Here is a 14320-nt window from a genome sequence, read left to right as displayed (position 1 = left end):
GCCCCGCCATGAAACACGTCCGTCAACAGTTGAAGTCCGTCCGGCGAGGGGCCGCCACCGTCGAGCTCGCACTCGTGGTGCCGCTGCTCGTCTCCCTGGTGATGTTCAGCGTCTTCCTGAGCGAGGTCATCCGGGCCCGGCTCAAGCTCCAGGAGGCCAGCCGGTATGTCGCCTGGGAGATGACAAGCTACACCCTGAGCGACTACGCCACCGCGGACCACGACAAGGCCTTCGGCCTCGCCATGAAGGCCACGGTGAAGGAGGCCGCCGAGCGCTACGCGGACCTGGACTCCATCGAGCCCGAGGGGCGGTTCGGCACGATGCTGCGCGCCGCTCCGGTGCAGGTGAGCATGCGCAACCAGAGCGTCTCGGGGGTCGATCTGAGCCGCGTCTTTCCTGGGATTGCTGGCGGCAAGGGCCCCGAGGCCGCCGCCGCGATGGGCAGGACGATGGGCGAACTGCTCGGGCACTTCCGCTTCAACACCCGGGGACAGGTGGAGGTGGAGACCACCAGCACGCTCTCCAGCCACGTGCTGCCCCGGTTCTATCTGCAGAAGGAGCAGCACGGTTTCTTCGACGTGGACAACTGGGGCGGACGGGACCTGAGCCGCCTGCCGGTGAAGGAGCGCTACACCCTCATCGCCACTGGCTGGCACCTGCCCGATGGTGGGGATGCGCTGATGAAGCCCCAGCGGGCGGGGGTGCGTGGCGACGGCTCGCGGCATGGCCTCCACCAGCAGGTGGACCGGATGAAGTTCCTGGGGGTGGGCAGCTACCTGGACCAGGTGGAGCTGGACCGGCTCGGCGCGGTGGCCCGCTTCCTCCTTCCCGACTTCCAGGGCCCCTTCGTGGTGTCCCACAACTACGTGCCCGGAGAGAGCGGCCGCGGCTGCAACAAGAGCAAGCACGGCGCCCCGATGGGGCTCAACAACGTCAACGCCTACCCCGGTCTGGATGACCCGGCCCAGCGCTGCTTCGACACCGCTCCGTTCCGCGACACACAGGCCTACGACCAGTCCCTCTACCGGAAGATGTTCATGGCCCGCGGCCCCCACTTCATGGGCTGCAAGAACGCCCAGGCGGATACGCCCTCCATGCCCGGCCTCGACCCCAGTACGTCCACCGACTCGAACGAACGGAAGATCCCATGCGAGTGAGTGCCCTCCCCCTTCTCCTGCTGCTGTGGGCCGCTCCGTCGTGGGCGGAGCAGGAGCTCGCGGTCTACCCCGGCACCGTGCACACGCGGATCGGCGAGGACCTGCTCATCGGCGGCCAGCCCCACCGCATCGCGTACTTCACCACGGCGGACTCGTTGGTGAAGGTGGCGAGGTACTTCCACGGCTTCTGGACGAAACAGGGCTACCCCGTCGTCGTGAATGGAGACCTGCAACGAGAGGCCGTGGTGTCGGCCTTCTTCACGCGCGAGGGACTCCAACGGGCCGTGGTGCTGCGCACCCACCTGGGGAAGACGGTGGGCTTCACCGTGCTCAAGGACCTGTGGTGGTACGAGAAGCCCACGAGCACCCGCGCCAGTCCCTTCATCCCGGTGGAGGGCGCGCTCTTCAGCGCGGACGTGGGCTCGCGCGATGCTGCGGGTGGCTCGAGGCACCGCACCCAGGTGGTGGAGCGCGGACTCGACGCCGTGCGCCAGGAGCTCACCGCCCGGCTCACCGCCGAGGGCTACACGCCCGTGCGCGAGTCCGGGGGCAGGTTGGATGGACAGCGCACCTTCGTCCTCGAGTCCGCACGCGGAGCCGGGCAGCTGCTCACCACCCTGGTGGAGCTGGCGCCCTCGCGGGTGGCCATCTCGCAGAGCTGGGTGGGGACGGACCGGCCCGATGGCATGTCCAACGCCGAGGCCGTGCGTCAGGCTCGCGAGGGGACACCATGAGCACGCTCCTCTGTGCCCTATCCCTGGTGCTGCTGGGCGCCGCTCCGATGGAGGTGTCGCGCGGGATGCTCTTCGAGGCCATTCCCGAGCGGCTGGACGCACGCGTCGGCGAGTGGGTGACGTACCAGATGGAGGGAGGCCCCCAGTTGGGCTTCCTCCGTCTGGCCGTCGTCGCCGAGCAGAAGGACGCCCAGGGCCGCGACGCGGTGTGGGTGGAACTGGAGCTCGGCCAGCACCCGGCGATGAAGGCTCCGCTGGCGCAGTTCCTCCTGCTGGTGGCCCGCGACACGGGGCTGCGCACCGAGGGCGTCTCCCGGCTGTTCGTCACCCAGGGCTTCGAGAAGCTCCAGGAGGTGGACACCGCCGCCCTGCCCTTCTTCCTCGGCTCGCCCGGGAAGCCGCCGCCCCGCCCCGCCCTTCCGCCCCCCTCGGCGCGCCTGGCCGTGGGAGAGGGCTCGACCGTGCGCCGGGGCCCGCCCACCCGCCTCATGACGTTCGCAGGCACGGTCACCGCCGAGCCTCTGGAGGTCCGCCACCGCCAGCTCGTCCTCGAGCGCTACTGGGTCAGCCGGGAGATCCCCATCCTTCGCCTGGCGAAGCTCGAGTTCCCTCCCATCCGCTACTCGATGGAGGTGCGCGACCATGGCGTGGACGCCCGGCCCCGCCTGGTTCCCCCCGCCCCCGGTGACAAGAAGATCACCCTGGAACCGGCCAGCCACCTACCACCCCACTTCCAACCCGTGTCACAGTCTGCTACCGATTGGGGTACGGAGGACAACCGACCATGAAGACCCACACGCCTCGCCCTCAGCTCCGCCGCCGTCAGCGCCGCGGTCAGGCCATGGTGGAGTACTCCTTCGTCAACTGGATCCTCGTGCTCGCCCTCATCGTGTCAATGAGCGTCGACTTCGGCAGCGGAGACCAGAAGATGAACGTCATCGACGCCTTCCTGCGCGCGTACCAGATTTATTACGACTCGTTCTACTTCGTGCTGAACCTGCCGTTCCCGTGAAGCCGTCCTCCGCCGCGCGGCAGCCCGCCCCGCTCCCGCTCCGCGTCCTTCACGGGCTCGTCTTCGGGGGCTTCACCGCCATGTGTCTCGCGGCGGGCTCCCCCGAGTTGCTTCACCTGGTCCGCACCCAGCTCCAGCCCTTCCACCCCGGGCCCCCTCCCCGCCTGGACATGCTGTTGCCCATGCTCGCGGCCCTGGTGGGCATGGTGGCCGTCCTCGTGCAGAACGTGCGGGGGCGCACGGTGCGGCTGTCCTGGTCCCTGCTCATCCTCGGCGCCCTCGTGCTCACCCTCTGGGGCCAACGCGACGGGCTCGTGGCCGGACGCACCGCGGACTCGGCGAATGTGAAGATCCTCGAGGTGGCCCGGAAGCTCCATGAGGGGACCGCCGGTGCCCTGCGGTCCCAGGGCGCTGTTTCCGAGGATGTGGGCACCTGGCAGACCGCGCTGGAACAGATCTCCCAGGGGGAACCTTCTCCCGTGCGCACGCGCTCGTTCGCGCCACTGCCCTTTCGCATCCGGAAGATCGAGTCGCCCGAGGCGCTGCCCTCGGATGCTCCTCCCGGCACGCTCCTGCTCTACGTCATGCCCGGCGGCTTCGCCTATGCGCTCCATCCCGTGGGGGTATCGCCTACCGGCGAGCCATGGCCTCTGCGCGCTCCCGATGGTGAGGCCCTCGTGTTCCGCGGGGCCGCCAATCCGTGAACCCGTGAGCCGCCCGCGGTCGCTGGGGGCGCGGGCAATGAGTACGGGCACGGATACCCTCACCCCGACCCTCTCCCGAAGGGAGAGGGAGGATACGGCGGGTGAGGTGCGGCGGGTGGGCGGGGTTTCGCCTACTTCTTGATGGGAGCCGTGGTCTTGACGTCGATGCCTGCCTCGTCCGCCGAGGACGGCAGTTCGCGCTCCAGACGGCGCTGCGCCGTGCGCGCCGCGCTCGAGCCCGGCGCCTCATCCATCACGGTCTTGCAGACCTGCGCGGCGATCTGCTGGCGGCCCATCGCGAACTCCGCTTCACACAGCCGCGACAACGCCTCCAACCGCTGAGAGCCACGGGCTCCGGCCGACAACGCCGCCCGCAGGAAGTCCACCTCCTGCGCCCAGTCTCCCGAGCGGTGGGCCACCTCCGCCTGCTTCATCAGCTCCGCGGGCGTGGGCGAATAGCGCGTGGCGGCTCTCTCCGCGGACTGCTGCGCCACTTCCTTCTTCCTCGATTCCAGTGCATCCGTCCGCGCGACCGCCCCGGCCGAAGCCACGGCAGGCTGCTGGTACTGGGCAGCAGGTGCAGGTGGCGGCGGCGCGGCACTCGCTACCTGCGAACGTGCCGGGGCCTTCTGCTCGTACACATCGTCGTCCGCGACGTTCTTGCTCGCCGCCGGGGCCGCACGCGAGGCGGAGCCACGGAGCGGCTGCATCGGCTCGGGCGGCGCGGACTGCACGGCCTCGGCCATGGGAGCACCGGCGGCGTATTCCTCGGAGGCTACCTCGGCGGGCTCGGCACGCTGAGCCGTCGAGACAGAAGGCAGCGCCATGCCCCCTGGCGCGTCGCGCTTGCTCTTCGACGCCTTGCCCTCGCTCTCCAGCGCGAGCTTCTTGTCCGGGAAGCCCCCCGCACTGCCCGAGCCCAGGTTCCAGTCGTCGCCCAAGCTGGCACCACGCCCGCTCCCCATCTTCGAAGGAGCCTTCTTCGGCATGGCCTTGGAGGGCGGCATCGCGGCGCGCATCTCCTCGTCCATCTCCGCGTGCACCTTGCCGATGTCGGCGGGCACGGGAGCGGAGGTGGGCACGATCTCAGGGGGCGCGGGCGACGCGGGCGCCGCCGCGGTGTCCGCCACCTCCGCCTGCTCGCCACGGCCACGCGTCTTCTCCCGCGGAGCCTCCTTGTGCTGGGCGAGCGAGGGGCTGAGGTCCACCTCGCGATTCACCTGGATGACCACGACGCCAAACACGCTCAGGGCCGCCACGCTCAACGCAGGGGCCAGCAGGCGGCGCCACCAACGAGGTGCCGGCTCGGGACCCGCGGCGGCCCGGCGCGCGGACTGCTGCGCATACGCGAGCAACGACTCCAACCCCGCGTCCGGCGCGGACTCCAGCGGCAACCGGGACATCGTGGTGCGCACGCCCCGGATATCCGCCAGCGTCTCCGAGCAGCGTGAGCAGCCCTGCACATGCTGCTCCACCAGCCGCGCCTCGGTGGGCGGCAGCTCGTCGTAGGCGAAGTCCAGCAGCCGATCCTCGTGTGCGTGGGCTCCCTGGGGCTTCATCCCGCCACCGTCCTTCCGTCCTCGGCCAGGTCACCATCCACCCCGAGCTCGGCCAGGCGCCGGCGCAGGCCCTCGAGGGCATAACGCATGCGGCTCTTCACCGTATTCTCGGACACCGCCGTCACCTCGGCGATCTCCTTGAAGGGGATGCCGCTGTACTCGCGCAGGATGAACACCTCGCGCTGCTCCTCCGGGAGGCTGGCCAGCGCGCGCTCCAGCAGGGGCCGCACGCGGGCGTTGTAGGCGCCGCGCTCGGGGCTCATGCCCTCGTCGGGCAGGGCCTCGCCCAGGGGCCGGCCCTCATCGCCCTCGGCACCCGAGGTGGGCGCCTCCAACGAGGCCGCCTGCCGGTAGCTCTCTTTGCGCGCGCTGTCCACGCAGAGGTTCCTCGCAATCGTGTAGACCCAGGTGGTGAACTTCGCCTTCGCCTCGTACTCCGGGGCGCTGCGCACCACCTTCAGCCACGTCTCCTGAAGCACGTCTTCCGCCCGCGCACGGTGGCCGGTGAAACGGAGGATGAAGTTGAACACCGGTGTCCGGTGCCTGCGCACCAGCACCTCGAACGCACGAGCATCCCCCGCCCGGAAGGCGAGCATCAGCCGTTCGTCTGAGGTCTCCGGTCCCAACACTCCCCCGTTTCCAGGGCCCTATGCCTGTCCTCACCCCTCCCGCCCGATTAACGGGCGAAGGGTGATTCGGGTCTACCCGATTTTGGCCCTCTGTAAGTGGCGAGAATGACAGGGAGCGTGGGCGCTGTCACCAGCGCAGCACGGCCCGCCCGGCCCTCCAGGAGGACTCCAGGCCCACCCGCCGCGAGCGAGCGGCCGAGCGGGCTCACGGTCCCACCAGCGCCCGCATCAGGGCCCGGTACAGGCGCCAGAACGGGCCCTGGCCATGGCCGGACTTCGGCGGAAAGGCCCGCGTGTCCATGGCCGGCAGGAACGCCGCGCCCCGGCCACTGGCGAACTGCCAGACGGGAATCGAGAGCAGCCCCATGAGCGCGTGCAGCTCCGTCTCGTAGGGGGCGCGGAACCCGGGGATGGCCTCGTCCGGGCCCAGGACCCGGGTGGCCTCCCGGGGGTCCCCGAACCAGTCGCACGCCAGCCGCAGGAGAGGGGATTGGAGGGGCTCCCCTGCCCCGAGGTGACGGGTCGCGAGGAGATCCACCGCCAGCGCATCCGCGCCCGCGTAGAGGCGTCGAGGCGCGGGGGGCCGCCGGCAGCCGAGGATTCCGACCAGCCCATCCGCCGCGTGCTCGAAGGCGTCGATGAGCGCGAAGTGCGGCGGAAAGTCGAGCAGCGGCATGAGCAGCGCCGTCTCCCGGCTGGCGAACCGCTCGGCGAAGAGGAACTCGTCGAACCGGCCGCCCACGCCCTGGATGGTGGCGAGGGAGAGGTGCGTGAGATCCACGGGGTGGCTCCGGGCCTTGGAGAACACGATGCGCAGCTCCGCGTCCCGCCAGGAGCGGGCGATGGTCGACTGCGCCATGCCGCGGCTGTAGTCGTGCGGCACCTGCTCGGCTTCGAGGTCCACGACGCGATACGTGGGCGAGGTGAAGCCGAAGTAGCGCGCGACCTCGTGGACGCTCCGCCCGTCGAAGAACCGGTCGTAGAGGTTCCCGGCATCGGCGACGGCGATGTCCTCGAGGCCCAGCTCGCGCAGCCGCAGCGCCAGGGCCTCGACGAGCTCCGGGTCCGTGATGTTGGAGCAGTCGTCACGGTGGTAGCCCAGCATGAAGCTCACGCGCACGAGCACCCGGAGAGAGGAGACCGGCCGGCCCAGCGCCTCGGCCCTGGCGCGGACCACCTCCACGAGCCCGGAATCCTCCACGGTCCGGCGGAGCGCCTCCTGCTTGGACTCCCCGGGCGGCGACACATGGACGACGACGCGTCCTCCCTGGCCCACCGGGTGAGAGCGGAGCGGAGCCGAGCGCAGTGCACGAGGCAGGAACAGCTCGTCGGCACGGCCCACCTCGGAGATCAGCGAGCCGGTGGGCGCGAGGACCGAGTCCCCCTCTCCGAGCGTCTCCATGAACGCACGGAAGATGCGGGCGTGCTTGTCCTCGTCGGAGTGCATGCGCGAGAACCACGTGCCCGCATCCGGAGGCAACTCCGGCACCCGGGGAGCGACCTGGGCGATCCGCTTCCACCCGAGCGAGGCGCTCTCCTCCGCGTCCACCTGGAGCGCGCAGTACTCGCGGAGCGTGAGGTGCCGGAGTTTGTCGCGCATGGGCTTCGGCACCTTTCCTCCCAGCCGGCCCAGGAACATGACGAAGGACGCGATGAGCGTGGAGATCGGCGCGCGGGAGAACGACGTGTGGTGACGGACGGCGACGGCCCAGCCCGCGAGCGCGCCCGCGACGTGTGAGAGCCACGTGGCCACCCGGACGCGCACGGAGCCGATCCGGAGCAACACTCCCCGCGTATAGGTGGCGTGCATCTCCTCGTCGCGCCACGCCCAGGCGAGCGCCTGACGCATGAGGGCGCGGCTCTCCTCGGGCATGGCCACGGACGCGAGGCGCTCGCGCATCACCTCGTCCCGGTACGCCACCGCGACGATGCGCTCCCGCTCGAGGGCCAGCAGCAACAGCGCGCGCAGTTCCTCCGTGGGCCGTCCACGGAACCGCTCCGCCCACGCGTCGAGCTTGCGCTGGAACTCCCCCGCGACCGTCTCGGTGCGTGGGGCCTCCTCCCCCGTCGTCATGGGCGTGCACTCTAGCCGCTGACGAGGCCCTTCGGCCCTACCCGTCGCTCGAGCCCCGGTAGGTCATGAGCAGAACGGGGAGCGCGACCACGGCCACCAGGGCCGCCTGCCACACCAGTACCTGGGGCAGGGGCCTCTGGAGGTGGATGAACAACGAGCGGCCCAGCGCCACACCCAGCAGGACACCCGTGAGGGTGCGCACGGCGTTGGAGCCACCGCTCGGACGGAAGCGCCCCACCGCCCAGTCCACGAGCGCCGGCAGGGTGAGGCCGAGCACCACCGGCACATCCCACTCCCACGACAGGGGCGCTCGCGCCTTGAAGAGGGCCACCATCACGGCCAGCAGCACCGGGTACGTCCCCAGGCAGCGCGCGCACACCCGCACGCCATCGAGCACGTACGTGCGGTTGTACTCCTCCTCATGATGATGACTGAGCCAGAACACCCTGCCCTCCCTCCGAGACCTTCCGGGCCTCGTCCTCCGCCAGGAAGCACGCGGCGGTGTGCCCGTTGCCCAGCGCATACAGGGGCGGAGTCTCGCGCCGGCACCGCTCCATGGCGTACGGGCAGCGCGGATGGAAGGGGCACCCGGGCGGTGGCGCGAGCGGAGACGGCACGTCCCCCTGGAGGATGATGCGCGAGCGCTTGCGCTCGGGGTCCGGCACCGGCACCGCCGACAGCAGCGCCTGCGTGTACGGGTGGCGAGGCTTCCGGTACAGGTCCGCCGCGTCCGCCAGTTCCACGATGCGGCCCAGGTACATCACCGCCACGCGCGTGGACACGTACTCGACGATCTTCAGGTCGTGCGCGATGAAGATGTACGTCAGCCCCAGCTCGCGCTGCAGGTCCACCAGCAGGTTGACGATCTGCGCCTGGATGGACACGTCGAGCGCGCTGATGGGCTCGTCGGCCACCACGAGGTCCGGCCGCAGGGCGATGGCCCGCGCGATGCCGATGCGCTGGCGCTGCCCTCCCGAGAACTCGTGCGGATAGCGGCCCAGGGCATCTCGCGGCAGGCCCATCAAATCCAGCAGCTCGGCCACCTTCGCCTCGCGGGCGGGGCCTCGCTCCAGCCCGTGGATGGCGAAGGGCTCGCCCAGGATGTCCCGCACCGTCATGCGCGGGTTGAGCGAGGCGTACGGATCCTGGAAGACGAGCTGCATCCGCCGCCGCAGGGGGCGCAGCTCGCGCTGGGACAGGCCCGTCAGCTCACGGCCCTCGAAGCGGATGGAGCCGGCCGTCGGCTCCACGAGCCGCAGCAGCGTGCGCCCCAACGTGCTCTTGCCGCAGCCGCTCTCGCCCACCAGGCCGAGCGTCTCGCCGCGCCGCACGTCGAAGCCCACCCCATCCACCGCCTTCACGGTGCCCCGCACGCGCCCGAGCAACCCCCCGCGTACCGGGAAGTGCGTCTTCACGTCTCGCACCTGCAACAGGGGCTCGGTCATGGCGCGGGCACCGGGTTGTGGCACGCGGCCTCCTGGCCGTCGCGCTTGAGCTCCAGGGCGGGCTCCACCCGGGCGCAGATGTCCTGGGCGCGCTCGCACCGGTCCCGGAAGCGGCAGCCTCCGGGCAGCCGGCGGAGGCTCGGCACCATGCCGGGGATCGTCTTCAACCGGGGGCGCTCCCCTGCCCCCCCCGTCTCCTGGAGGGCCGGAATCGAGCGCAGCAGCCCCGCCGTGTACGGGTGCGCCGGCTGCCGGAAGAGGGCCTTCACCGGGGCCCGCTCCACCACCCGGCCCGCGTACATCACCACCACCGCGTCACAGCTCTCGGCCACCACACCGAGGTCGTGGGTGATGAGCATCACCGCCATGTGGCGCTCCGCCTGCAACCGCTTCAGCAGCTCGAGGATCTGCGCCTGGATGGTGACGTCCAACGCGGTGGTGGGCTCGTCCGCGATGAGCAGCTCCGGCCCACACGCGAGCGCCATGGCGATCATCACCCGCTGGCGCATGCCGCCGGAGAGCTGATGCGGATAGCTGTCCACGCGATGCTCGGGGGCGGGAATGCCCACCTGGCGCAACATCTCCACCGAGTGCTCGCGCGCGGCGGCCTTCGACAGCTTCTGGTGCAGCCGCACGCCCTCGGAGATCTGCTCGCCCACCGTGTAGACGGGGTTGAGCGAGGTCATCGGCTCCTGGAACACCATGGAGAGGTGACGCCCGCGCATGCGGCGCATCTTCTCCTCGGGGAGCGCGAGGAGTTCCTCGCCCCGGAAGCGAATCCGCCCGCCCACCACCCGGCCGGGCGGCTCGGGCACCAGCCGCATCACCGAGAGCGCGGTGAGGCTCTTGCCACAACCGCTCTCCCCCACCACGCCCAGCGTGCCGCCAGGCGGAATGGAGAAGGACACATCATCCACGGCCAGCACCGGGCCCTCCTCCAGGGAGAGCTGGGTCTTCAGTCCACGGACGTCAAGGAGAGGCTCGGACATGGGGCTCACGGCCGGGCCTCAACAGCCGGCCCGGGGCATCACTTCCGGGACAGCTCCTCCAGGAACTCCTCCTCGCGAATGATGCGCTTGCGGATGAGGAGCCGGATGAGGCTGGCCACCATGCGCGCGGGCTTCACCTTCTCCGTGTGCAGCTCCGCCTCGGCGCCATCCGCCATCCGCTCGATGTCCTCGAGCACCTTCAGGTCCTCATCCGTGATGTCCGGAGGCTGGGGCGCGGGAGGAGGCTGCGGCAGACCCTTCGCGGCGCCCCCGAAGACGACCACCGGCACGCCCTTCTGATCCGGCGCGGCGGGCGGCGCCGGGGACTCGGGCTCGCCGAGCAGCTCGTCCAGCAGGTCCTCGCTCTCCTGCGGAGGCGGAGGCGGCGGCGGCGGCGGGCTCGCGGGGGCCCGGGGCTTCGGCGAGCCCCTGGGGGTGATGAGGGTGATGTCATCGTCCTCATCATCGAAGGGCGGCGGTGCCGGGGGCGTGGGCGGCTTTGGCTTCAAAGCGGACCTCGGGGTGAGGACGGGGGGAGCGGCGACAGGGGGCGGCGGCGGTGTGGAGAGCCCATCCCAATCGAGCAGGGCCGAGACGGCGGCGGCGGCCGAGGACGGCTCCAACACCGGCGGTTCGCGGGGCTCGTCCTCCACGAGCAGTCCCACCGCGCGGCCGCTCACGAGATCCAACGCGCGGTCGATGTCGTCCTCGGCGGCCACGTGCACGCGGATGGGCTTGTTGAGCTGGAAGCTCAGCTCGCCCACCACGCTCAGGTCCGAGGGATCATCCACCGCCACGAGCAGCCGCTCGCCACGGGCCTCGCGCTCGAGCCCGAACAGCACGAAGCGGTGCTCGGCCTGGAAGTCGAGCGAGACGAGCTCGCGCACCTTCGGGGGGATCTCCTCCGGGAGCCGGACGAAGGGCAGATCGAACTGACGCGCCAGGGCCTGGGCCACCGCGGTGGGCTCGGTGAAGCCCAGGGCGATGATGACGGAGCCCAGGCGCTGCCCCTGCCCGTGGATCCGCTGCTGGCCGAGCGCCTTGCGGACCTGCTCCGGATTGAGTGCGCCGGACTCGATGAGCAGCTCGCCGATCTTCTTGCGCATGGAAGGACGGGGGGGCTGGACGGCTTACCGCTTGACCTTCGCCAGGTACTCGTCGCGGGTGAAGACGCCCTTCTCGATGAGCAGCTCCACCATGGCCTTGAGGGCGGCCACTTCCTTGCGCTGCACCTCCTCCACGCTGCGCAGGAGCTCCACGGGGCTGCCGTTGCCGCCGCGCACCGACGGCACCTCGCGCGAGGGCGTGGGCGGCATGGGGGCCGGCGTCCGGGAGGGAGCCGCGGCCGGCGGAGGCGCGGTGGGCGCGTTCATGTTCTTGACGACCGTGCGGCCCTGGGCGTCCACCACCTTGAAGTTGGTGTCCGCCTCGGCCAGCTCGCCCTGGTCGTCGTAGAAGCGCGCCATGGAGCGGGCGATGGCCGTGCGTCCGGCCACGTTCGGCACGATGCGGCACTTGGTGACGGCGCGCAGCTCGTCCAGCTGCCGCACGTTGAGCGGGTCCGAGATGGCCACCACCAGCGTCTTGCCGTCGTCGCGCAACTGCAGCGGCAGCACCGCGAAGTCCCGCGCCGTCTGCAGCGGGATCTTGTTGAGCACGTGCGCGGGGATCTCCTTCACCGCGTCCAGGTTCACCGCCGGAATGGCCAGCTGCTTGGACAACGCCCGCACCAGGATGTCCTCGGACACGAGGTTCATCCGCACCAGGATCTCTCCCAGCTTCCCGCCCCACTTCGCCTGCTCCGCGAGCGCCGCCTTGAGCTGGCTCTCCTGGAGCACGTTCGCCTTGATCAGCAGTTCACCAAGCTTGATCTGTGCCATGTCGCAGTCGCGGTGAGTCCGAACGGACCCGCCTTTGGCGTCAGTCTACCTGAAGTTCCAAGCATTGCCGCATTATCGACGAGGCCCGCTCAAGAACCGGGCGAGGCAGGAGGCAGGGCAACCGGAGGGAGGGACTGCCCCCCCTCGTCCACCTCGACGACGCGGACGTGCTCGGGCGCGGTGAGGTCGAAGAGCGTCAGGTCCGGGGACTCGTTGAGGGTGATGCCGGTGTAGCGCACGCCCACGGAGGTGCCGGCGTTGGGGGCCCGGAGCGTCACCTCGTGGGGGAAGACGAAGTCCCCCTGCTCCTTGAAGTGGTCGTACTCGAGCCCATAGGCCTGGATGCCGCGGACCTCGCTGCGCACCACCCGGAGGTGCTTGGGGTGGATGTGGAGCACCTGGAACACGGCTCCCTTGTGGAGCGTGAGGACGTACAGCCGCTCCTTCTCATCCAGGGCGAGCGTCATGCGCTCGGCGGGGATGAAGGGCACCTTGCCGAGCATGACGGAGACCAGCTCCTCGCTCGGCAGGGCCAGGGGCAGGAAGCGCGAGAGGTTCCGGGGGGTCGCCGGCCCCTGGTAGTACGTGTTCTCCTGGAACTGGAGCAGGCCGAAGCGCTGGCCGTCGGTGACGAGCACGGCGATGGGCCGGTTGAAGAAGTCGAACATCTCCACGCGCAGCAGGCCCGGCCGGGAGGCGGCCAGGAAGGCGGAGACGGTGCCGGAGCCCTGGGGCGACTCGACCCGGAGCTTCCCGTCACCCTGGAGGGTGGCCACCTGGTCCTGGGCGGCGCTCACCAGACGGAAGAGCTCCCCGGCGTCGGTGATGGGGCCCTGGGGGCCGAAATCGATGCGCTTGGGACAGCCTGAACATAAGAGAGCCAGGAAGATTGCTGCGGCTGCGCGGTTCATGGCTTTAGTCTCGCGCCAGGCCGACCTTCCTGGCCACCATTCATGAGCCTTTCCGACCTCCTCCACTACCTGCGTATCGGCGGCGTCACCCTCGCCTCCCTCCTCCTCGCCTCCGTGGTGGCCCTGGGTGTGGCCATCGAGCGGCTGATCGCCCTGTGGGGGGTGAGCGAGCGCTCGCGGGCCCTCGGCGACACGGTGCACAAGCACCTGCTGCGCGGGGACATCACCGCCGCCCGCACCGCCACCGAGCGCTCGGATGCCGCCGTGGCGGACATCTTCCTGGCGGGCTTCGATCGGCTCGAGCGCACCCGGGGCACCGGGGACGGCGTGGAGTCCGCGGTGGAGCGCGAGCGCGCCCAGGTGGGCCTGCGGCTGCGGCGCAACCTGTGGATTCTGGCCACCATCGGCTCGCTGACGCCGTTCGTGGGCCTGTTCGGCACGGTGGCCGGCATCATGAAGTCCTTCAAGGACCTGGGCCTGGACGTGCAGGCGGGCGGCTCGGGTGGCAGCGCGGCGGTGATGACGGGCATCTCCGAGGCGCTGGTGGCCACGGCGGTGGGCATCCTCGTGGCCGTGCAGGCCATGGCCTTCTACAACTACTTCCAGGCGAGGCTGTCGCGGGTGCTCGTGGAGCTGCGGCTCATGGGTGACGAGTTCGCCGAGCTGCTGCGCGAGCGGCCCATGAATGGCTCGGCGGCTTCCGCTTCCTCTTCCACTGCTCCGGCCCCGGTGGACGCGCCGCGTTCCCAGCCGGAGGCCTGAGGTCCACTGCCATGGCGATGGGCAAGACTCCGGGGGACTCCGAGGGAAGCGGCGAGGACGTCGGCTTCGCGGAGATCAACATCACCCCGCTGACGGACATCTTCCTCGTGCTGCTCATCATCTTCATGGTGACGAGCTCGGTGATCGTCCAGCAGGCACCGGGAGGGGCGCAGACGGGCCTCAAGGTGAACCTGCCCAAGGGCGGCACCACCGACGTGACGGCGCGGGCCACCGACTTGTCCGTGGCGGTACTCGCGGACGGGCGCTTCGTGCTGGGCGGCAACGTGGTCAGCGAGGACGAGCTCAAGCGCGCCTTCGCGAAGGCCCAGGAGGAGAACCCGGACACCGTGGTCATCGTCCAGGCCGACGAGGGCGTGCCCCACGGCACCGTGGTGCAGGTGATGGAGCTGGCCAAGAGCGTCGGGCTCGGCCAGCTCGCCATCGGCGTGCGCGACTCGCGATAG

16 protein-coding genes are annotated in these 14320 nt (G+C 70.5%); 7 read left to right on the top strand and 9 right to left on the bottom strand.

What is annotated here, in order from left to right; genetic code table 11:
- Positions 1-8: 8 nt before the first annotated feature.
- The 5 genes from VFZ09_RS16690 to VFZ09_RS16670 are packed head-to-tail and all read left to right on the top strand — an operon-like array spanning position 9 to position 3607.
- Positions 9-1157: a TadE/TadG family type IV pilus assembly protein gene (locus VFZ09_RS16690; protein WP_329728572.1), complete on the top strand. Its 1149-nt coding sequence runs from the start codon at positions 9-11 to the stop codon at positions 1155-1157.
- A complete protein-coding gene (locus VFZ09_RS16685) occupies positions 1148-1891 on the top strand; it encodes a hypothetical protein (RefSeq protein WP_329728571.1) in 744 nt (247 codons plus the stop codon). The genes VFZ09_RS16690 and VFZ09_RS16685 overlap by 10 nt, the downstream gene beginning before the upstream one ends.
- On the top strand, positions 1888-2679 hold the full coding sequence (locus tag VFZ09_RS16680; RefSeq protein WP_329728570.1) for a hypothetical protein: 792 nt from the start codon (positions 1888-1890) through the stop codon (positions 2677-2679). Before VFZ09_RS16685 ends, VFZ09_RS16680 begins: the two co-directional genes overlap by 4 nt.
- Positions 2676-2903, top strand: coding sequence for a hypothetical protein (locus tag VFZ09_RS16675; protein ID WP_329728569.1), 228 nt, complete (start codon positions 2676-2678; stop codon positions 2901-2903). The genes VFZ09_RS16680 and VFZ09_RS16675 overlap by 4 nt, the downstream gene beginning before the upstream one ends.
- Positions 2900-3607, top strand: a complete 708-nt coding sequence (locus tag VFZ09_RS16670) for a hypothetical protein (RefSeq protein WP_329728568.1) — start codon at positions 2900-2902, stop codon at positions 3605-3607. The genes VFZ09_RS16675 and VFZ09_RS16670 overlap by 4 nt, the downstream gene beginning before the upstream one ends.
- A 131-nt stretch (positions 3608-3738) precedes the next feature.
- Here the strand turns inward: VFZ09_RS16670 and VFZ09_RS16665 are convergent, their stop codons facing one another.
- From VFZ09_RS16665 to VFZ09_RS16625, 9 genes are all read right to left on the bottom strand, one after another.
- Positions 3739-5166 (bottom strand): zf-HC2 domain-containing protein, encoded by a 1428-nt coding sequence (locus tag VFZ09_RS16665; RefSeq protein ID WP_329728567.1) that lies wholly within the window; start codon positions 5164-5166, stop codon positions 3739-3741.
- Positions 5163-5795, bottom strand: coding sequence for an RNA polymerase sigma factor (locus tag VFZ09_RS16660; protein WP_329728566.1), 633 nt, complete (start codon positions 5793-5795; stop codon positions 5163-5165). The genes VFZ09_RS16665 and VFZ09_RS16660 overlap by 4 nt, the downstream gene beginning before the upstream one ends.
- Before the next feature lie 205 nt (positions 5796-6000).
- Positions 6001-7869 (bottom strand): DUF362 domain-containing protein, encoded by a 1869-nt coding sequence (locus VFZ09_RS16655; protein ID WP_329728565.1) that lies wholly within the window; start codon positions 7867-7869, stop codon positions 6001-6003.
- A 37-nt stretch (positions 7870-7906) separates the two neighbouring features.
- Positions 7907-8314 (bottom strand): DUF2085 domain-containing protein, encoded by a 408-nt coding sequence (locus tag VFZ09_RS16650; RefSeq protein ID WP_329728564.1) that lies wholly within the window; start codon positions 8312-8314, stop codon positions 7907-7909.
- Entirely contained in the window at positions 8289-9314 is a 1026-nt protein-coding gene (locus VFZ09_RS16645) for a dipeptide ABC transporter ATP-binding protein (RefSeq protein WP_329728670.1), read from the bottom strand. The genes VFZ09_RS16650 and VFZ09_RS16645 overlap by 26 nt, the downstream gene beginning before the upstream one ends.
- Positions 9311-10303 (bottom strand): ABC transporter ATP-binding protein, encoded by a 993-nt coding sequence (locus VFZ09_RS16640; protein ID WP_329728563.1) that lies wholly within the window; start codon positions 10301-10303, stop codon positions 9311-9313. Before VFZ09_RS16640 ends, VFZ09_RS16645 begins: the two co-directional genes overlap by 4 nt.
- 38 nt (positions 10304-10341) lie before the next feature.
- Positions 10342-11409: a hypothetical protein gene (locus VFZ09_RS16635; protein WP_329728562.1), complete on the bottom strand. Its 1068-nt coding sequence runs from the start codon at positions 11407-11409 to the stop codon at positions 10342-10344.
- Positions 11410-11433: 24 nt separating this feature from the next.
- Positions 11434-12183: a hypothetical protein gene (locus VFZ09_RS16630; RefSeq protein ID WP_329728561.1), complete on the bottom strand. Its 750-nt coding sequence runs from the start codon at positions 12181-12183 to the stop codon at positions 11434-11436.
- An 89-nt stretch (positions 12184-12272) separates the two neighbouring features.
- The gene (locus tag VFZ09_RS16625) at positions 12273-13094 is read right to left on the bottom strand and encodes a DUF4292 domain-containing protein (protein ID WP_329728560.1); all 822 of its coding nucleotides are present in this window, start codon (positions 13092-13094) and stop codon (positions 12273-12275) included.
- 42 nt (positions 13095-13136) lie between these two features.
- Here VFZ09_RS16625 and VFZ09_RS16620 point away from each other — a divergent pair, with 42 nt between their 5' ends.
- Positions 13137-13856: a MotA/TolQ/ExbB proton channel family protein gene (locus VFZ09_RS16620; RefSeq protein WP_329728559.1), complete on the top strand. Its 720-nt coding sequence runs from the start codon at positions 13137-13139 to the stop codon at positions 13854-13856.
- Positions 13857-13867: 11 nt separating this feature from the next.
- A complete protein-coding gene (locus VFZ09_RS16615; RefSeq protein ID WP_329728558.1) occupies positions 13868-14320 on the top strand; it encodes a biopolymer transporter ExbD in 453 nt (150 codons plus the stop codon).

It is taken from the genome of Archangium sp. (genome assembly GCF_036277355.1).
GTDB lineage: Bacteria > Myxococcota > Myxococcia > Myxococcales > Myxococcaceae > Archangium.
Note: the sequence above shows the minus strand (reverse complement) of the source record. Positions and strands in the feature narration are given on the sequence as shown.